Here is a 17,484-nt window from a genome sequence, read left to right as displayed (position 1 = left end):
GATTTACTCGAAAAACACCGCAATTTTGTTAAACATGGTGGGATCGGACTGGTTGCGCGCCACTTTGGTGACGTCTTCCAGCTTGTCGATCTGTGCCATCATCTGCTCCAGACGCTGATCGTCGTTGACCAGTAGCCAGATGCGGCTGTGCTCGCTGCCCTGAATCGGCAGGCAGAGAATACCTTCCACGTTAAACGCGCGGCGGGCAAACAGCCCACAGACGTGGGTCATAACGCCAGGGTGGTTGCGGACGGTGAGTTCCAGAATGACGTTATCATGTTGTTTCTGCATGGCTTATTCCCCCACCATCTCAGTATTGGCCGCACCCGGCGGCACCATCGGATACACTTTTTGTTCAGGGTCGATACGCACGTGGATCAGCGCCGGGCCGGGACGAGAAATCGCCGCCTGCAGCGCCGCGTGGGCGTCTTCTTCCGCGTTCAGATCGCAGGTGTGCAGGCCAAAGCCAGCGGCAATCTGCATAAAGTTAATCATCCCCGGATAGGTCGCCGCAAAAACGCCCTGCTTGTAGAACAGGCTCTGCTGCTGGTGTACCAAGCCCAGCGCCTCATTGTTCATCAGGATGATTTTCACGTCTAACTGGTTTTCGGCTGCGGTCGCCATCTCCTGAATGTTCATCATCAGGCTGCCGTCGCCGGAGAAGCAGATGACCTTGCGGTCCGGATTCGCCAGCGCCGCGCCCACAGCTGCGGGCAGGCCAAAGCCCATGGTGCCGAGACCGCCGGAGGTCAGCCACTGGCGCGGACGGTTCAGCGGGTAGGCCTGGGCGGTCCACATCTGGTGCTGGCCCACGTCGGTGGTGATAATCGCGCTGTCGTCCACGCAGGCGGCCACGGCGTTGATCAGCCCGTAGTGGCTCAGCGGGTCGCCCTCAGCTGGGATGGCGCCCGGGAACTCGCGCTGCAGATCGGCCACCAGCTGACGCCAGTCGGCCCGGTCAGTTGCGTCAGTCTGCGGGATCAGCTGCGCCAGCACTTCGGCCACGTCGCCCTGAATCGCCACGTGCGGCTGTTTGATTTTACCCAGCTCGGCGCGGTCGATATCCACGTGAATGATTTTGGCGTTCGGGCAGAACTGCTCGGTTTTGCCAATCGCCCGGTCATCAAAACGTGCCCCCATAACAATCAGCAAATCCGCCTCTTGCAGGATGTAGTTGGTGCTGCGCGCGCCGTGCATGCCCAGCATGCCTAATGACAACGGATGCGCTTTAGGCAGCATACCCAGCGCCATCAGGGTCATGGTGGTCGGCAGGTTGGCCTTTTCCGCAAACTGGCGGATTTCATCCGCAGCGTTAATCGCCCCGCCGCCCAGATAGAGCACCGGGCGTTTGGCGGCGTTAATCATGGCGGCGGCGTCGCGCACGCTTTCAGCGCTGAATTCCGGCGCGGGGGCGCGCTCGCCCGGCTCCGGCAACACGTCGATCTCGATCTCTGCGGTCTGGACATCCTTAGGAATGTCTATCCACACCGGGCCCGGGCGGCCAGACTGCGCAATGCGGAACGCATCACTGATAACCTGAGGCAGCTCGCTGATATCGCGAACTAAATAGTTATGTTTGGTGATGGGGATAGAGATGCCGTAGGTGTCCACTTCCTGGAACGCATCGGTGCCGATCATCGAGGACGGTACCTGGCCGGTAATGCAGATCAGCGGAATGGAGTCGAGGCGCGCGTCGGCGATGGCGGTCACCAGGTTGGTTGCGCCGGGGCCGCTGCAGGCCATACAGACCGCCGGTTTGCCCTGCGTACGCGCCATGCCCTGAGCGATAAAGCCTGCCCCCTGCTCGTGACGCGCCAGCACATGGCGGATCTGCGTGCTTTGGCTCAACGCATCGTACAGCGGCAGCACGGTTCCACCCGGGATACCCGCAACCGTGGTGATGCCCTGTCGTTCCAGTAAATGAACAATCAGCTGCGCGCCTGTAAAACGCGTCTTTGTGGATGTTGTGCCCGAACTTGCCATGCTCCAGTCCTTTTCTTCTGGGCCGACTTTCCGGGGAGGGTCCTAAACGAAAAACCCCGCCCGGTTTGCGCCGGCGGGGTTTTGGATTCGTGTGTTGATCCAGTCCCTACGGCGCATTGCCGACGACCACCACCACACGCACGACGACCACTGCGGCAGGTTGCGCAGTTTTTAGTAGGGTCGAAGTGAAGATGGATGAAGTCATTGGGGACCTGTGTTTGGAATCATTGATTGAATTTATACAAACACAGGTTTTCGGGCGTGACAATGGAAATATTTTCATCTGCGCAAAAATGCGTCAGGGATCACGTTTCGTTTGTTGAGTGATAAAGGGCTGTCGACCGTTTTATTTCATTCAATAAACAGTGCAGGCGATACCCCAAAGCGCACCGCCAGTTTTTTTATATGGTTTAACGTCAGCTGACGCTGTCCATTCAATACCCTTGAAACCATTGATTTACTGCCAATTTCATCCTGAAAATCTGAAATGGTCAGTTTGTACTGATCCATAAGGGTTCTTAAAACCGCAATTCCCACTGGAACAGATTCCATCTCCTGACGCAAGGCGACAATCTCGGGTCGATTCGCTTCATAACGACTTATTCTTGCACATACGATATCCAGCAAAGGACTACCAGGTTCATTCATGAGCAGATACTCAACCAGCTCAAGCGCATCCTGGTAATCTTTCTCATTCGGATGTTCACCCAGTAAAGGGACAGCCTCGACAAGGGCATGCGTTGCTTTCATTGCATCAGCGACGATCATCATTTCTTCCCCTTAGTGCGATGTTTCTCCGTAAAACGGTCATATTCCTTATGAGTAAAAACATGGCGCACATAGAACTTTTGGCTTTCAAAGAATATGAGAGCCACTACTCTGAGATTGTTATTTGCAATATCAATCACATAATGCTTATCCAGATATTTAAAGTTATCCAGGGTCGGAAAAATTTGTTTCAGCGCAGCAGGTGTCGGGCAATGGCTCTTTTCGATAGTGCGACCTAAAAAAGGAGCTCTTCCTTATGCTGCGGGAACTGTTTTACCGCATCAATAATTGCCTTCATAGAAATTAAATGCATGCTGCATGCCTGCTGCGTCCGTTGCCATTATGGCAACAATATCATGCATTGCCAATGTGTCAACACGTATCGTTTTTCTGACTAACATCTGAAAACAAAAAACCCCGCCGGAGCGAGGTTTTTATCAGGGTTTTGCGGTTGGTCGCCGCAGAACACACTGTGTTACGTCAACGGAAAAAGTATACGCGATAGAACTCGAACGCGCAATTCCGGCACGGATTTTGACGTTTATGAGTATGGATCACCTTCCAAATTTTGTCCAAAAAATACTGTTCATGCATACAGTATTTATCTATACTGAGGGTGTTCGCAGTGAGCGAGGGGGCCGCAGTTTACCGGCGCAACGAAGTCCTGGCTGAAACGGGTGGTGCCGTCAGTGCCTTAACCCCTGAAGTGAGCACACTGTGTTACGTCAATCCAGGTGCTGGCAACAGGCGGCGGAAAGGTACGCCAGCATCGTGCTCCTTTTAACCAAAAGGAGACGCGTATGAGCGTAGTGGATATGGTGATACTTATCCTCAAACTCATTGTTGCAGTACTGCAACTGCTTGATGCTGTCCTGAAATACGTTCGGTAATTCAGGTTCAAGTCGCACCTGAGAGGGGCGGGCAACCGCCCCTCTTTAATAACGAGGGAATGCTATGTCGCGTCTGTTAATTGAGCCTGTCACACCGGATGAGCCGGGGTATATCGCCCTGAAGGCGGAAAGTATCGCGCTGAATTTCAACATGCTGCGCAGGCTGGAAGAGAACTGGCTGCGGGGTGAGAACCGCTTTAACGCGCCGGGTGAAAAGCTGCTGGGTGCGTTTCTTAACGGCAAGCTGGTGGGCGTGTGTGGCCTCAACCGCGATCCGTTCAGCCAGCAGCCGCGTGCCGGACGCATTCGCCATCTCTACGTCAGCGAGAAGTGCCGCGGGCTGGGCATTGGAAAACAGCTTTTAACCGTAGTGATGGCGGATGCCAGCATCTGGTTTGATTTTCTGAATACTCACGCGCCGGACAGCGCGTACGGATTTTACAATCGAGCCGGTTTTACGCTGGTCTCAGACGAACCGCGGGTGACGCACCGCCTTTTTTGTGCGGTGTAACCGGCTGGCGGCATCAGGATGTGAATGTTACAGTTGAGTGACAATTCATCACCCAATACGCCATGACCATCACCGTTTTCTGCATTTTGCTTTTCGCCGCACTGCTGCATGCCAGCTGGAACGCTATCGTTAAAGCCGGAACGGATAAACTCTACTCTGCGATCGGCGTTAGCGGCTCAGCCGCGATTATTGCCCTGATTTTACTGCCCTTCTCACCACAGCCTTCTGCGGCAAGCTGGCCGTTTTTGATCGTCTCCTGCGCCTTACAGGTGGTCTACACCGTGCTGGTGGCGAAGACCTATCAGGTCTCGGACATGAGCCAGACCTATCCGCTGATGCGCGGCACCGCCCCGCTGCTGGTGGCGCTGATCAGCGTGCTGGCGCTCGGCGACCATCTCTCCTGGCTCGCCTGGTCCGGTATCGGAGTCATTTGCCTGTCGATTCTGGCGATGGCGATGAATGGCCGCATGCAGTCACGCAGGGGGATCTGGCTGGCGCTGCTGAATGCCTGTTTTATCGCCGGGTATACGCTGGTGGACGGCACCGGCGTGCGGCTGTCGAACACCGCGCTGGGCTACACGCTCTGGACCTTCTTTATGAACGGCTTCTGCCTGCTGGGCTGGGCGATGGTGGCGCGTCGGCGCGAGGCGTCCAGCTACCTGCGCCTGCACTGGAAAAAAGGGCTGCTCGGCGGCGTGGGGACCATGGGCTCTTACGGTCTGGCCCTCTGGGCGATGACGCAGGCGCCGCTGGCGGTGGTCGCCGCGCTGCGTGAAACCTCGATTCTTTTCGGGGCGCTGATCGCCTTTGTCCTTTTAAAAGAGAAGGTTGCGGGCCTGCGCATCGCGGCAGCGCTGGGTATTGCTGTCGGCGCAATTCTGCTGCGTCTGGCGTAAATCGCTGGCAACATTAGTTGCCGTTCTTGTTTACAAATCCTGCCTTTCCCGGTTTTTTCATTCACCGCAACAATGCTTAAATTGTCATCTGTCTGTGGTAGATTCCTCGCGCATTTATGGTAATGCGTAGTCACTTATTCTTCATTTCTCTCTTTTGGCAAAAGTATTCAGCGACATGAAAAAGCAAAGGAACGTTAACTTATTGTTGATGCTGGTGTTACTGGTGGCCGTCGGTCAGATGGCGCAAACCATCTACATTCCGGCGATTGCCGACATGGCAAAGGAACTGAACGTCCGCGAAGGCGCGGTGCAGAGCGTGATGGCAGCCTACCTGCTGACCTATGGCGTTTCACAGCTCTTCTACGGCCCGCTCTCCGACCGCGTCGGGCGTCGCCCGGTGATCCTGGTGGGCATGAGCATTTTCATGGTAGCGACGGTGATTGCCATTACCACCCACAGCCTGACCGTACTGATTGCCGCCAGCGCCCTGCAGGGCGTTGGGACGGGTGTCGGCGGGGTGATGGCGCGAACCTTACCGCGCGATATGTATCAGGGCACCCAGCTCCGCCACGCCAACAGCCTGTTAAACATGGGCATTCTGGTCAGCCCGCTTCTCGCTCCACTGATTGGCGGCCTGCTGGACACAATGTGGTCCTGGCGCGCCTGTTACGCCTTTCTGCTGGTGCTCTGCGTAATTGTCACCTTCAGCATGGCGCGCTGGATGCCGGAAACCCGTCCAAAAGACGCGCCGCGCACGAAGCTTCTCACAAGCTATAAGACGCTGTTCGGCAACGGCGCGTTTACCTGCTACCTGCTGATGCTGATCGGCGGCCTGGCGGGTATTGCAGTGTTCGAAGCCTGCTCCGGCGTGCTGCTGGGCGCGGGCCTTGGCCTGAGCAGCATGGTGGTGAGCATTCTGTTTATTCTGCCGATCCCGGCGGCGTTCTTTGGCGCCTGGTTTGCCGGGCGTCAGAACAAGCGCTTTTCAACCCTGATGTGGCAGGCCGTGATCAGCTGCCTGCTGGCGGGTCTGATGATGTGGATCCCGGGGCTGTTTGGCGTGATGACCGTCTGGACGCTGCTGATTCCGGCGGCGCTGTTCTTCTTCGGCGCGGGAATGCTGTTCCCGCTCGCCACCAGCGGCGCGATGGAGCCGTTCCCGTTCCTCGCAGGCACGGCGGGCGCGCTGGTGGGCGGTTTGCAGAACATCGGTTCCGGCGCGCTGGCCTGGCTCTCGGCCATGATGCCGCAGACCGGGCAGGCTAGTTTGGGCCTGCTGATGACGCTAATGGGGCTGCTGATTTTACTGTGCTGGCTGCCGCTGTCGTCGCGCGTTCCGCATCACGAGCAGCCGGTTTAACCGCATGATGGCCCGGCTTCTCGCCGGGCTTTTCACAGACGGGCGCAATCATCGCCTGCAATAACGGCTCCGGCGCAGGCCGCCAGGCCCCTTCTTCCCCGTCGTAAAACTGGAAATCCGCGTTAAGCGCATACGGGATTTTCGCCTTTTGCAGCTCGCAGGCCATAAAGGTGGCGAAGGCCATTTGCGAAGCGGTTGGCGTGAGGTGGTTTGACTCCCCCACGCCCCAGCCCCCGACCCAACTGACGTGCCCGGTTTTTTGCTGCCAGCGCAGCGCGGTGCTGATGCGGTTACGGATAGCCGCCTTCTCCGCCGCCGTGCCGGACGTCCACGGGTATTTACCGCTATTTTTCAGCGGCCCCCACGGGAAAATATGCCACTCCGCCAGCAGGTAGTTTTGACTGTGCGCAGGCAGCTTCAGGCCGGATAAATCTTCCGGCGCGGCACGCAGGCGCGGCGCAATGAAAATCATGCGCTGCGGGTCGATGTCGTGGATCGCTTTAATGGTTTTTTCATACACGCGGTTTAACGACGCGAGGTTGTGGTTAAGCTTGTCGGCTGGCTCATAGATGAGATCAAAACCCAGCAGCGGATAGCTCTGGCCGAAATAGTGCGCCACGGCAATCCACCAGTTGATCGTCTCTTTCTCGTTATCGGCTTTGGGGTCGTTTTTATATTCATCGGCCTGATAAGCGATAATCGGGATCACGCCATATTGCTCGCAGGCTTCCACCAGCTTGCGCAGGTGGATCAGCCGCGCTTCCGTCGGCTCATCGGCGACGCGAATGCGCACGTGGGTAATGCCTTTTGCGCGAAAATCGCGAACCACCAGCGGGTCGAACTCGCGTATGCCGCGCTCGGTGCGCGCCCAGTCCACATCCATCCCGACGCCAAGCTGCTGCGCATAACGGGCAGCCGTCAGCGGCGGCTCAGCGGCAATGGCCCAGCCGGAAGAGATCAGTAACGCGGTCGCTATAAGAGGCTTTAACACGGTTTACCCTGGATAAATCGAAAGCATTACCTGTATTTAGCACGCTTTTTCACATTTGGTGTAGCGCGAAAGCGTAATAATTCTTCAACCTGCCAGTTCTCTCAGCCAGCCGATAAAGGCGTCTATTTTCGGCCACTGTCGGCCCGAAAGCGTCGAAACATAGTAGTGCTGATGGCATTTCAGGGTCTTGTCACCAAACGGGGCGATCAGTTCGCCCCGTTCAAGCCGTTTTTGCACCAGCCGCTTTCTCCCCATCGCGACGCCGACGTGGTTGATGGCCGCAATAATCGCTAAGTCGGAACGATCGAAACCAATACCCGACGATGACGGCATATTCACCGCAAAGTGCTGCGCCCAGCTCAGCCACTCATCCGTACCGGAATCATTGCTCCAGGCCTGACGGTCGTGCAGCAGCGTGCAGTGGCTAAGGTTATCGGGGTTTTTCAACAGCTCATGCTCGCGGGCATACTGCGGCGAGCAGACGGGCAAAATCTCTTCGTCCATCAGGAAGTGATGAGACAGATGGTTTGGCGGCGTATCGTCGAAATAGAGCGCCAGATCGACCCCCGTTCGCTGCATATTGATGTAATCATTGCCGGTCAGGACGGTGAGCGAAATCGACGGATAGCGGCGGGTAAAGTCGCCCAGCATGGGTACCAGCCAGCACTGAGCGATCGACGGCCGGGAGTAGACCGTCAGCGTGCCGGACAGCGCCTGGTTTTTGATGTCCAGGATCTCCTGATTCAGGGTGTCGAGGGACGATTTTAGCGTCCAGTAAACGCGCTTTCCCTCCTGCGTCAGCTCGACTTTACGGTGCGAACGGACAAACAGCTGAATACCGAGCTCTTCTTCGAGCAGGTTGATGCGGTGGCTCACCGCGCTGGGGCTGAGCGACAGCTCCTCCGCCGCCAGCGCGAAGGATTCATGTCGAGCCGCCACTTCAAAGGTGTACATTTTCGACAGCTGCCAGCCGTTGAGCAGCCGGTTTCTGGCTTCATTTGCATCGGTCATCACAATTCTCACGCGTGGTTTCTGCGCTCAGCATACTGTTTAAGGGTGAATATATGTGAACCTAATGCGGTTTAAGTGCGTTTTTTAGAGCGCAGTCACTCAGTTGATTCAATCTGGCTCACCTGAACGCCAATTTATATCGTTTGTCAGCCCACGCCGCTTTTTCGTCCAATACCCCCAGATGACATAAGGGTGAGGTGAGATATGGGATCTCAGGTCTGGGTTGTGGCAACGCTGCTGGTCAGCATTGTGTTGATTGTTTTAACCATCGTTAAGCTAAAGTTTCACCCGTTCCTCGCGCTGCTGCTGGCGAGCTTTTTCGTCGGCGCAATGATGGGAATGAGCCCGCTGGATATGGTAAACGCCATTGAGAGTGGGATTGGCGGCACGCTGGGCTTCCTGGCGGCCGTGATTGGTCTTGGGACCATTCTCGGCAAGATGATGGAGGTTTCCGGCGCGGCAGAGCGCATCGGGATTACGTTGCAGCGCTGCCGCTGGCTGTCAGCAGACGTGATTATGGTGCTGGTGGGCCTGATCTGCGGCATTACGCTGTTCGTGGAAGTGGGCGTGGTCCTGCTGATACCGCTGGCGTTTTCCATCGCCAAAAAGACCCACACGTCGCTGCTCAAGCTGGCCATTCCGCTCTGTACCGCGCTGATGGCGGTGCACTGCGTGGTGCCGCCGCATCCGGCCGCGCTGTTTACGGTGCTGCTGCCGATTGCCCTGATGCTGGTGAAGACCATCGCTGAACTGAATATGGCAAAAGACGGCACGCTGTATACGCTGCTGGAGTTTATCGGCAACCCGATCACCGCCATGTTTATCGCCGTGTTTGTCGCCTACTACCTGCTGGGCATCCGCCAGCACATGGGCATGGGCGCGATGCTGACGCACACCGAGCACGGCTTTGGCTCTATCGCCAACATTTTGCTGATTATCGGCGCGGGCGGCGCGTTCAACGCCATCCTGAAAACCAGCGGACTGGCGGACTCGCTGGCGCAAATTCTCTCGAACCTGCACATGCACCCTATCCTGCTCGCCTGGCTGGTGGCGCTGGTGCTGCATGCCGCCGTAGGCTCCGCCACGGTCGCGATGATGGGCGCCACGGCCATCGTCGCGCCGATGCTGCCGCTCTACCCGAACGTCAGCCCGGAGATCATCACCATTGCCATCGGTTCCGGCGCCATTGGCTGCACGATCGTGACCGATTCTCTCTTCTGGCTGGTGAAGCAATACTGCGGCGCGACCCTGAATGAGACCTTCAAATACTATACGACGGTGACGTTTATCGCCTCGGTGCTTACACTTGGCGGCACATTCCTGCTTTCTTTCATTATCTGAGCGCGAAGAGACATATTATGGAAAACGCAACTATCACCACTTTAACCGCACAGTTTCCTCTGGTTGAGGATCTGATTGCCCTGAAAGAAACCACCTGGCTTAACCCGCGCACCACCACGCTGGCGGAAGGGTTACCCTATGTCGGGCTGACCAAAGCCGACGTGGACGACGCCCACGCGCGCCTCAACCGCTTCGCGCCGTATCTGGCGAAAGCCTTCCCGGAGACGGCGGCAACGGGTGGGATTATTGAATCTGAACTGGTCGCCATTCCGGCAATGCAGGCGCGGCTGGAGAGAGAATCTGGCAAATCCATTCCCGGCACGCTGCTGCTGAAAAAAGACAGCCACCTGCCGATTTCCGGCTCGATTAAAGCGCGCGGCGGCATCTATGAGGTGCTGACCCACGCGGAAAAACTGGCGCTGGACGCCGGGTTGCTGAGCGTTGAAGACGACTACAGCGTTCTGCTGGAGCCACGCTTTAAGGCCTTCTTCAGCCAGTACAGCATTGCCGTGGGCTCCACCGGCAACCTGGGGTTATCCATTGGCATAAAGAGCGCACGCATCGGCTTTAAGGTGACGGTCCATATGTCCGCCGACGCCCGCGAGTGGAAGAAAGCCAGGCTGCGCAGCCACGGCGTCATCGTCGTGGAATATGAGCAGGATTACGGCGTGGCGGTGGAGCAAGGGCGCAAAGCGGCGGAAAGCGATCCGAACTGCTTCTTCATTGACGATGAGAATTCCCGCACCCTGTTCCTGGGCTATGCGGTGGCGGGCGAGCGCCTGAAAGCGCAGTTCACCGAACAGGGCCGCGTGGTGGATGCGGATCATCCCCTGTACGTCTATCTGCCGTGCGGCGTAGGCGGCGGGCCTGGCGGCGTGGCGTTTGGCCTGAAGCTGGCCTTTGGTGATAACGTGCACTGCTTCTTCGGGGAGCCAACGCACTCGCCGTGCATGCTGCTGGGCGTTTACACCGGCCTGCATGATGCGATTGCAGTGCAGGATCTGGGCATTGATAACGTGACGGCGGCGGACGGTCTGGCGGTTGGGCGCGCGTCCGGCTTCGTAGGCCGCGCGATGGAGCGCCTGCTCGACGGGTTCTATACGCTTTCCGATCGGAGCATGTACGACATGCTCGGCTGGCTGGCGCAGGAGGAAGGGATCCGCCTTGAGCCTTCAGCGCTGGCGGGGATGGCCGGGCCGGTGCGCGTTCATTCTCATACCAACGTTACCCACCTGGTGTGGGCAACCGGCGGCGGCATGGTGCCGGAAGACGAGATGGCGAAGTATCTGGCTAAAGGGAAGTAATTAAGCCGCCACCGGGCTTACAGGCTCAAAATTTGCTGAATATGGGTTACCGCAAACAGCAGCGATAGCGAGAGAACAGCGAGTGCGATCAGGAATTTATCCCGCACTGCTTTCGGCTGTACAAAATCGTTCTGCGCCACGTCCATCAGGTTACGGCTGCGGGTATAGCGCCATAAAATGATGGCCACCAGCGCCAGCACAATAATAGAGATCCAGAATGGCACCCCGGTTCGGTGCCAGTTGTGCTTAATCGCCAGGGCAATCAGCGCGCCATACCCCAGCAACGTGCGCAGCCAGGCCAACGACGTCCGCTCCGGCTGCAGGCCGGGGTCCGCTTCGCGCCGCGCTTTGCGATTATCCGCCATAGAACACCAGCCCCATCACCACGCCCGCCACCGCCAGCAGAATCACGCTGATGATGAGTAACCCGCGCGTATAGGGCAGATCCTGCTTCAGGCGCATCGCCTTCTCATTGCGCAGCCATCGCAGGTAGCCGTAAATCGCCAGCACGCCCGCGAACAGGCACAGCAGCAGCGCCAGCACTTCACGAATCAGCGGCGTGGCAAAATCGGGGGCGAGCTGGTCAAGGCCGACACCTGCGGCCAGAAAGCCCAGTGCGGTGCGGATCCACGCTAAAAACGTGCGTTCATTAGCCAGAGAGAAGCGGTAGTCCGGCGCTTCGCCGAGGCGGGAAATTTTCATGAAGGTTCCTTGTCGTGCTACGGGCAGGCTTCAGCATAGCGTAAATCGACAAGGACAAGGAGACCGGCATCGGGCGATGCCGGTCAGGACGATTAATGCAGCTCTGGCCAGTACTCCTTGTTGGCCTCGATCAGGTCATCCAGAATCGCTTTCGCGACGGAGGCGCTCGGCACGGTTTTCGACAGGGTAATGGCCTGCCAGAGCTTCTGGTACGAGCGCTGCTCCCAGGCATCCACCACCAGTTTTTCCACCGCCACCTGCTGGCTCATCAGCCCTTTCTGGAAGTGCGGAATATCGCCCACCGTAAGCGGCTCCGGTCCGTTATGGCCCACCAGGCACGGGATCTCCACCATCGCGTCGGCGTCAAAGTTATGGATGGCACCGTTGTTTGGCACTATCAGCAGCATCCGCTCCTGGGTATTAAAGGCAATCGCAGTCGCCAGATCGACGATGTACGACGCATGTTCGTCGATTTCCAGCTCACCGGCGGCGGAGTTGCCGGCTTCGATAATCGCCCGACAGGAACTGAACACATGCTTCTCACGGTGATCCATAACTTCATTGGCGCGGGTCCGTTCCGGGTTGGAATGCGCGACCACGTAGTCCGGGAACAGGTAATACTTCAGGTAGGTGTTAGGCATGGTGTCCGGATCCAGCGCCTGCACGTCTTTAGCTTTGGCAAAGGTATCGTTCCAGCTCGCTTCGGTATGTGCATCTTCCGAAGGCGGAACATAGCCGTTTTTCGCCACGTATTCGCGCAGCTTCGGCATCAGATCATTGCCGTTCAGGTCTTCAATCGACGTCCACCAGCCGAAGTGGTTCAGGCCGTAGTAGCGCACGCGCATCTCTTTGCGGTCTTTCAGGCCGACAATCTGCGCCATGCGCCCTTCAATGCCGATCGGCATATCGCAGATGTTGAGGATTTTAGCGTTCGGACGCAGGCGGCGCGTGGCTTCTGCGACAATCGCCGCCGGGTTGGAGTAGTTCAGCATCCACGCGTTCGGGGAGTACTGCTCCATATAATCCACCAGCTCCAGCACGCCGCCGATAGAGCGCATGCCGTAAGAGATACCGCCCGGTCCGCAGGTTTCCTGGCCCAGCACGCCGTGGCGCAGCGGGATTTTTTCATCTTTTTCGCGCATCGGGTATTTGCCCACGCGGATGTGCGCCATCACGAAATCGACATCGGTAAACGCCGCTTTTGGATCGGTGGTGTAGCTGAATTCAATCTCCGGGGCCTGCTCCTTAAGGATGATTCTGCACGCTTCGGCGATGGTCTCCTGACGCGCGCCGTCGTTGTCAAAGAACTTCAGGGCGCGCAGCGGGAAACGGTCACGGTTGGCTAACAGCATCAGGACGATACCAGGCGTAAAGGTGCTGCCGCCGCCTGCAATGACAACTGAGAATTTTTTCATGATATAGCCTCTGTCAGGGTGGTTTGTTCATTTGTTAAAGGGGTTTTCATCAGCGATTCCAGCTGGTCGCGCACCTGAGGAACGTGCAGGCCGACAATCACCTGAATGCCGTTGCCGCGTCGCACTACGCCGTGTGCGCCCAGGGCTTTGAAGACGTCGTCGCTTTGGGTTTTCGCCATATCCACCAGCGCGATACGCAGGCGGGTGGCGCAGTTATTGATGCTTTCGATGTTGGCCGCGCCGCCGAGCGCCTGCAGGAATCCGGCGGCTTGCCCAACCTGCTGGCTGGCCGCCGCCGGGGCGGTGGTTTGCCCGCGCGCCGCCTTAAAGTCGGCCTTGCTGTAGAGTTTGATTTCGCTCTCTTCCCGGCCCGGCGTTTTCAGGTTCAGACGCTCAATCAGCGTTTTGAAGATCACGAAGTAGATGCCGGTGAAGCAGACACCAATGCCGATCTGGGTGAACACCGTCGAGGCGTGGTTATGGAACATCGGGATCCAGTTTTGCGGCAGGAACTGGTCCAGCAGGCCGCCGCCCATATTCCCCACGACGCCGAAGGCGTACATCACCGTCGCCATGGTGGCCGCCAGCACGGCGTGCACGGCGAACAGCAGCGGCGAGATAAACAGGAAGGTGAACTCAAGCGGTTCGGTAATGCCTACCAGCACGGCGGTGAGCGTGGCCGGAACCAGCAGGCCCGCCACCTTGACGCGATTTTCTGGCGACGCGGTGTACCAGATAGCGAAGGCAATCCCGACCGAGCCAAACACTTTTGAGTTGCCGTGCAGTGCGAAGCCACCTTCCGGGAAGAGGGTCTTCAGCGGCAGGGTGCTCTGGCTGAATTCCTGCAGATGCTGCGCCCAGTAGACCTGAATACCGCCCTCCACCGCCGCCGGGCCGAAGATGAACGGACCGTAGACAAAGTGATGCAGGCCAGTTGGGATCAGAATGCGTTCCAGGAAGGTATACACCCACACGCCCAGCGCACCGGCAGAGCGCAGGAACGCCTGCAGGGATTCGATGCCCATCTGCACTTTCGGCCAGCCTAGCAGCGTCAGCCAGGCACAGGGGATCATCACGAAGAACGCGAGGATAACGACAAACGAGCTGCCCTGGAAAATCCCCAGAAAGACCGGCAGCGGCTTGTCGAAATAGCGGTTGTGGATGGCGGTGACGATGCCTGAGATCACGATGGCACCGATGATGCTGGTATCGAGTGTTTTGATCCCGGCAATCATCGCCAGCCCGCTTCCCGCCGTTGGTTCGGCGGAGAAGTCGACGCCAAAGAAGTGGCCCCAGGTCATCCCCATCGCGTTAATGAAGTAGTTCCAGGTCAGGAAGCTAATCAGCACGGCCAGACAGGCGCGGCCCTGCGCCTGCTTCGCCAGCCCAATCGGCAGGCCGACGGCAAAAATCAGCGGCATATTGCGAAACACCGCCCAGCCGCCCTCTTCAATGATGTGAACGATCTGCGCGAAAAGATGATCGGGGGCGGTTAAGGCTTCGCCGACAAACAGCGGGTTGCGAAGCATGATGGCGATTCCCACCATGATCCCGGCAAACGGAAACAGCAACACCGGGGTAAACATGGCACCGCCAAAACGTTGTATTTGACTGAGCATTTTTAAATCCTCATGTAACAACCTGTAGGGGTAGAGGCCTTTATGGTTTTGTGCTGGCCTGAGGTGAGCATAAGAACTTACTGATGTACGAACATGGCGTGCCGCTGCGATTCGTGATCGCATTCATGGTTTTATTTTGACCAGTCAGGTCTACTTCTTGCGGTAAATATGGACATGTCAGGACGCATTCCACGCCCTGATAAGGGCAGAGAGGTCTATTGGTGATCTACAAATCAATTGCTGACAGGTTGCGGCTGCGGCTGAATTCATCGGACTACAACATCGGCAGCCCGCTGCCTGGTGAAAAAGCGCTGGCGCAGGAGTTTGGCGTGGCGCGCATGACCATCCGCAAGGCGCTGGATCTGCTGGTGAGCTGGGGGCTGGTTGAGCGCCGGCACGGCAGCGGAACGTTTGTCTCGCGCAAAGACGTTCACCACGAAACCACTAACCTGACCGGGCTGGTGGAGGTGCTGCGTCAGCAGGGAAAAGAGGTGCAGAGCAAGGTGCTGCAGTTCGAAGTGATGCCCGCCCCGCCCGCCATCGCCAGCCAGCTGCGGATCCAGGTGGATGAGCGGATCTACTTTTCACGGCGGGTGCGCTACGTGGACGGAAAGCCGCTGATGCTGGAGGACAGCTTTATGCCGGTGAAGCTGTTCCGCAACCTGTCGCTCGCGCATCTTGAGGGGTCTAAGTTTGATTACATCGAGAAGGAGTGCGGGATCACCATCAGCGGCAACTACGAGAGCCTGACGCCGGTGCTGGCAGATAAACAGCTGGCCGGTTATATGAATCTGCCGGAACAGACGCCACTGCTGCGAATTACCTCTCTCTCCTACAGCGACAGCGGCGAGTTCCTCAATTATTCCGTGATGTTCCGAAATACCAGCGATTACCAGGTGGACTACCATCTGCGGCGCATCCACCCGGAAGAGCTGTTAGCCCATCCCCCAGAACAGCACCGCCAGTAGCTGCGGGGTGATGATGCGCAGGAACATCACCAGCGGGTAGACGGTGGCATAGGAGAGCGCGGCCGCGCCGCTGGTGGCGTGCAGGTTGTTGGCAAAAGCGAGCGCTGGCGGGTCGGTCATGGAGCCCGCCAGCATACCGCACAGCGTCAGGTAGTTCATTTTGGCGAACATCCGCGCCAGGATTGCCACCGTCAGCAGCGGGATCGCCGTGATAAAGATGCCGTAGCCGACCCAGCTCATCCCTTCGCCCTTGACCAGGGTATCGACAAAATCCCCGCCGGACTTCAGCCCGACAACCGCCAGGAACAGCACGATGCCCAGCTCGCGCAGCGCCAGGTTAGCGCTCGGCGGCATAAACCAGTAGAGCTTCCCGATACAGCCGATACGCCCGAGGATCAGCGCCATAATCAGCGGCCCGCCCGCCAGGCCGAGCTTGAGCGCCACCGGGAAGCCCGGCACGTACAGCGGAATAGAGCCGAGCAGCACGCCAAGCCCGATGCCGATAAACACCGGCAGCATCTGCACCTGCTGCAGTTTTTGCTGGGCGTTGCCCACCATATCCGCCACGGCGTCGATGGACGACGGGCGTCCGACCAGGTTGAGGATATCCCCGAACTGCAGGCTGGCCTCCGGGCTGGCAACCAGTTCAACGCCCGCACGGTTGAGGCGGGAGATGACCACGTCGTAGCGCTCTTTTACCTGCAGATCGCGTATTTTCTTGCCCAGAACGTGCTCGTTAGTCACCACAACACGCTCCACGCGCATATCGGTGCCGCGAGTCGAAAGCGAGGTATCCACTTCCTGACCAATCACCAGCCGCGCGTTGTTCAAATCCCCCGGCTGGCCGACCAGGTGCAGCAGGTCACCCTGCTGGATCATCGTGCCGGGCGCAGGCACCATCAGCACGTCGTCGCGCTTAAGGCGGGAGCAGATAATATTGGCGCTGTTCAGGATCGGTACGTCCTGAATCGCCATATTGTTCAGGTTGGGGTTATCGACGCGAATGTTGATGGTTTTGATTGGCATGTGGCCATTGGTGAGCGTGGTTTCATGATCCTTCGCCTCTTTGTCGACGTTAACGCGAAACAGGACGCGGACCAGCCACATGGAGAGCAGAATGCCGCAAATCCCAAACGGATAGGCCATGGCGTAGCTCATCCCCATCTGGTCGACAATGCCGGGTTCAATGCCCAAATCGCGAAGGATTTGCTGCCCGGCTCCGAGCGCCGGCGTGTTGGTGACCGCCCCGGAGAAAATGCCCAGCACCACGGGCAGCGGGATAGCAAAGATTTTGTGCAGGATCGCGGTGACCAGCCCGCCCATCACCACAATGCCGAGGGCAAACAGATTGAGCCGTAGCCCGGAGACGCGCAGGGAAGCGAAAAAGCCCGGCCCTACCTGAATCCCGATGGTGTAGACGAAGAGGATCAGGCCGAACTCCTGAATAAAGTGGAGCATATCGGCGCTGAGAACCAGCCCGAGCTTGTCAGCAAAATGCCCGACAAAAATGCCGCCAAACAGCACCCCGCCAATTCCAAACCCGACGCCACGGATTTTGATATTGCCAATCCATAGCCCTACAACCGCGGCCAGGGCCAACACGCTTACGGTTAACGCGATATCACTCATGATCCACATCCTGTGTATAACCTTAGTTATGCTATGGATTCTCTCAGAGCCGGATGCGATTGTATGGGCGATGGCGCACAAAAAAGCCCTGCCGGA

At 57.8% G+C, this 17,484-nt stretch carries 18 protein-coding genes and 1 pseudogene; 7 read left to right on the top strand and 12 right to left on the bottom strand.

Going from position 1 to position 17,484, the window contains the following annotated elements:
- Positions 1 to 3: 3 nt before the first annotated feature.
- The 5 genes and pseudogenes from ilvN to OKF39_RS01055 all read right to left on the bottom strand — a co-directional run bounded on the left by ilvN (position 4) and on the right by OKF39_RS01055 (position 3,064).
- A complete protein-coding gene (gene ilvN / locus OKF39_RS01075; RefSeq protein ID WP_010426528.1) occupies positions 4 to 291 on the bottom strand; it encodes an acetolactate synthase small subunit in 288 nt (95 codons plus the stop codon).
- A 3-nt stretch (positions 292 to 294) separates the two neighbouring features.
- Positions 295 to 1,983 (bottom strand): acetolactate synthase large subunit, encoded by a 1,689-nt coding sequence (ilvB, locus tag OKF39_RS01070; protein ID WP_045260834.1) that lies wholly within the window; start codon positions 1,981 to 1,983, stop codon positions 295 to 297.
- Between the two features lie 106 nt (positions 1,984 to 2,089).
- The gene (gene ivbL / locus OKF39_RS01065) at positions 2,090 to 2,188 is read right to left on the bottom strand and encodes an ilvB operon leader peptide IvbL (RefSeq protein WP_057979964.1); all 99 of its coding nucleotides are present in this window, start codon (positions 2,186 to 2,188) and stop codon (positions 2,090 to 2,092) included.
- Positions 2,189 to 2,334: 146 nt separating this feature from the next.
- Entirely contained in the window at positions 2,335 to 2,754 is a 420-nt protein-coding gene (locus OKF39_RS01060) for a helix-turn-helix domain-containing protein (RefSeq protein ID WP_127334638.1), read from the bottom strand.
- Positions 2,751 to 3,064: pseudogene (locus tag OKF39_RS01055) on the bottom strand (type II toxin-antitoxin system HigB family toxin). Before OKF39_RS01055 ends, OKF39_RS01060 begins: the two are co-directional and overlap by 4 nt.
- A 487-nt stretch (positions 3,065 to 3,551) precedes the next feature.
- Between OKF39_RS01055 and tisB the strand changes: the two are divergent.
- The 4 genes from tisB to emrD all read left to right on the top strand — a co-directional run bounded on the left by tisB (position 3,552) and on the right by emrD (position 6,408).
- Positions 3,552 to 3,641, top strand: coding sequence for a type I toxin-antitoxin system toxin TisB (tisB, locus tag OKF39_RS01050; RefSeq protein WP_045260836.1), 90 nt, complete (start codon positions 3,552 to 3,554; stop codon positions 3,639 to 3,641).
- A 64-nt stretch (positions 3,642 to 3,705) separates the two neighbouring features.
- Positions 3,706 to 4,152 carry a GNAT family N-acetyltransferase gene (locus tag OKF39_RS01045; RefSeq protein ID WP_028014956.1) on the top strand — a complete coding sequence of 149 codons (447 nt, stop codon included), beginning with the start codon at positions 3,706 to 3,708 and terminating at the stop codon, positions 4,150 to 4,152.
- 62 nt (positions 4,153 to 4,214) lie between these two features.
- The gene (locus OKF39_RS01040) at positions 4,215 to 5,048 is read left to right on the top strand and encodes an EamA family transporter (RefSeq protein ID WP_063437530.1); all 834 of its coding nucleotides are present in this window, start codon (positions 4,215 to 4,217) and stop codon (positions 5,046 to 5,048) included.
- A 175-nt stretch (positions 5,049 to 5,223) separates the two neighbouring features.
- Entirely contained in the window at positions 5,224 to 6,408 is a 1,185-nt protein-coding gene (emrD, locus tag OKF39_RS01035) for a multidrug efflux MFS transporter EmrD (RefSeq protein WP_039024559.1), read from the top strand.
- Here emrD and OKF39_RS01030 read toward each other — a convergent pair.
- Positions 6,311 to 7,399 carry a glycoside hydrolase family 5 protein gene (locus tag OKF39_RS01030; protein WP_041911718.1) on the bottom strand — a complete coding sequence of 363 codons (1,089 nt, stop codon included), beginning with the start codon at positions 7,397 to 7,399 and terminating at the stop codon, positions 6,311 to 6,313. The genes emrD and OKF39_RS01030 overlap by 98 nt on opposite strands.
- Before the next feature lie 84 nt (positions 7,400 to 7,483).
- On the bottom strand, positions 7,484 to 8,410 hold the full coding sequence (gene dsdC, locus OKF39_RS01025; protein WP_126818360.1) for a DNA-binding transcriptional regulator DsdC: 927 nt from the start codon (positions 8,408 to 8,410) through the stop codon (positions 7,484 to 7,486).
- 204 nt (positions 8,411 to 8,614) lie between these two features.
- On the opposite strand from dsdC, the gene OKF39_RS01020 reads away from it, so the two are divergent.
- Both OKF39_RS01020 and dsdA read left to right on the top strand, forming a co-directional pair.
- Complete coding sequence (locus OKF39_RS01020; protein ID WP_479983408.1) at positions 8,615 to 9,751, top strand: GntT/GntP/DsdX family permease; 1,137 nt, start codon at positions 8,615 to 8,617, stop codon at positions 9,749 to 9,751.
- Positions 9,752 to 9,768: 17 nt separating this feature from the next.
- On the top strand, positions 9,769 to 11,055 hold the full coding sequence (gene dsdA / locus OKF39_RS01015) for a D-serine ammonia-lyase (RefSeq protein ID WP_479983407.1): 1,287 nt from the start codon (positions 9,769 to 9,771) through the stop codon (positions 11,053 to 11,055).
- 17 nt (positions 11,056 to 11,072) lie between these two features.
- Here dsdA and OKF39_RS01010 read toward each other — a convergent pair whose 3' ends face one another.
- From OKF39_RS01010 to OKF39_RS00995, 4 genes are all read right to left on the bottom strand, one after another.
- The gene (locus OKF39_RS01010; protein WP_028014949.1) at positions 11,073 to 11,420 is read right to left on the bottom strand and encodes a DUF202 domain-containing protein; all 348 of its coding nucleotides are present in this window, start codon (positions 11,418 to 11,420) and stop codon (positions 11,073 to 11,075) included.
- On the bottom strand, positions 11,410 to 11,757 hold the full coding sequence (locus OKF39_RS01005) for a YidH family protein (RefSeq protein ID WP_028014948.1): 348 nt from the start codon (positions 11,755 to 11,757) through the stop codon (positions 11,410 to 11,412). The genes OKF39_RS01010 and OKF39_RS01005 overlap by 11 nt, the downstream gene beginning before the upstream one ends.
- A 92-nt stretch (positions 11,758 to 11,849) precedes the next feature.
- The gene (locus OKF39_RS01000; protein ID WP_479983406.1) at positions 11,850 to 13,172 is read right to left on the bottom strand and encodes a 6-phospho-alpha-glucosidase; all 1,323 of its coding nucleotides are present in this window, start codon (positions 13,170 to 13,172) and stop codon (positions 11,850 to 11,852) included.
- Complete coding sequence (locus tag OKF39_RS00995) at positions 13,169 to 14,791, bottom strand: alpha-glucoside-specific PTS transporter subunit IIBC (protein ID WP_479983405.1); 1,623 nt, start codon at positions 14,789 to 14,791, stop codon at positions 13,169 to 13,171. Before OKF39_RS00995 ends, OKF39_RS01000 begins: the two co-directional genes overlap by 4 nt.
- A 221-nt stretch (positions 14,792 to 15,012) precedes the next feature.
- Between OKF39_RS00995 and OKF39_RS00990 the strand changes: the two genes are divergently transcribed.
- Positions 15,013 to 15,759, top strand: a complete 747-nt coding sequence (locus tag OKF39_RS00990; RefSeq protein WP_028014945.1) for a GntR family transcriptional regulator — start codon at positions 15,013 to 15,015, stop codon at positions 15,757 to 15,759.
- Here the strand turns inward: OKF39_RS00990 and OKF39_RS00985 are convergent.
- Positions 15,727 to 17,388, bottom strand: coding sequence for a putative transporter (locus tag OKF39_RS00985; protein WP_028014944.1), 1,662 nt, complete (start codon positions 17,386 to 17,388; stop codon positions 15,727 to 15,729). The two genes, OKF39_RS00990 and OKF39_RS00985, sit on opposite strands and share 33 nt — an antisense overlap.
- Positions 17,389 to 17,484 lie beyond the last annotated feature (96 nt).

The organism is Enterobacter cloacae complex sp. HYC042_NIDB (genome assembly GCF_056673315.1).
The sequence above is the reverse complement of the archived record's forward strand: the minus strand, read 5'-3'. Positions and strand labels throughout refer to the sequence as shown.

Excerpts from the sequence above, each read along its gene's own strand:
- ilvN (WP_010426528.1), bottom strand. The coding sequence starts at position 291 with ATGCAGAAACAACATGATAACGTCATTCTGGAACTCACCGTCCGCAAC.
- ilvB (WP_045260834.1), bottom strand. The coding sequence starts at position 1,983 with ATGGCAAGTTCGGGCACAACATCCACAAAGACGCGTTTTACAGGCGCG.
- ivbL (WP_057979964.1), bottom strand. The coding sequence starts at position 2,188 with ATGACTTCATCCATCTTCACTTCGACCCTACTAAAAACTGCGCAACCT.
- OKF39_RS01060 (WP_127334638.1), bottom strand. The coding sequence starts at position 2,754 with ATGATGATCGTCGCTGATGCAATGAAAGCAACGCATGCCCTTGTCGAG.
- tisB (WP_045260836.1), top strand. The coding sequence starts at position 3,552 with ATGAGCGTAGTGGATATGGTGATACTTATCCTCAAACTCATTGTTGCA.
- OKF39_RS01045 (WP_028014956.1), top strand. The coding sequence starts at position 3,706 with ATGTCGCGTCTGTTAATTGAGCCTGTCACACCGGATGAGCCGGGGTAT.
- OKF39_RS01040 (WP_063437530.1), top strand. The coding sequence starts at position 4,215 with ATGACCATCACCGTTTTCTGCATTTTGCTTTTCGCCGCACTGCTGCAT.
- emrD (WP_039024559.1), top strand. The coding sequence starts at position 5,224 with ATGAAAAAGCAAAGGAACGTTAACTTATTGTTGATGCTGGTGTTACTG.
- dsdC (WP_126818360.1), bottom strand. The coding sequence starts at position 8,410 with ATGACCGATGCAAATGAAGCCAGAAACCGGCTGCTCAACGGCTGGCAG.
- OKF39_RS01020 (WP_479983408.1), top strand. The coding sequence starts at position 8,615 with ATGGGATCTCAGGTCTGGGTTGTGGCAACGCTGCTGGTCAGCATTGTG.
- dsdA (WP_479983407.1), top strand. The coding sequence starts at position 9,769 with ATGGAAAACGCAACTATCACCACTTTAACCGCACAGTTTCCTCTGGTT.
- OKF39_RS01010 (WP_028014949.1), bottom strand. The coding sequence starts at position 11,420 with ATGGCGGATAATCGCAAAGCGCGGCGCGAAGCGGACCCCGGCCTGCAG.
- OKF39_RS01005 (WP_028014948.1), bottom strand. The coding sequence starts at position 11,757 with ATGAAAATTTCCCGCCTCGGCGAAGCGCCGGACTACCGCTTCTCTCTG.
- OKF39_RS01000 (WP_479983406.1), bottom strand. The coding sequence starts at position 13,172 with ATGAAAAAATTCTCAGTTGTCATTGCAGGCGGCGGCAGCACCTTTACG.
- OKF39_RS00995 (WP_479983405.1), bottom strand. The coding sequence starts at position 14,791 with ATGCTCAGTCAAATACAACGTTTTGGCGGTGCCATGTTTACCCCGGTG.
- OKF39_RS00985 (WP_028014944.1), bottom strand. The coding sequence starts at position 17,388 with ATGAGTGATATCGCGTTAACCGTAAGCGTGTTGGCCCTGGCCGCGGTT.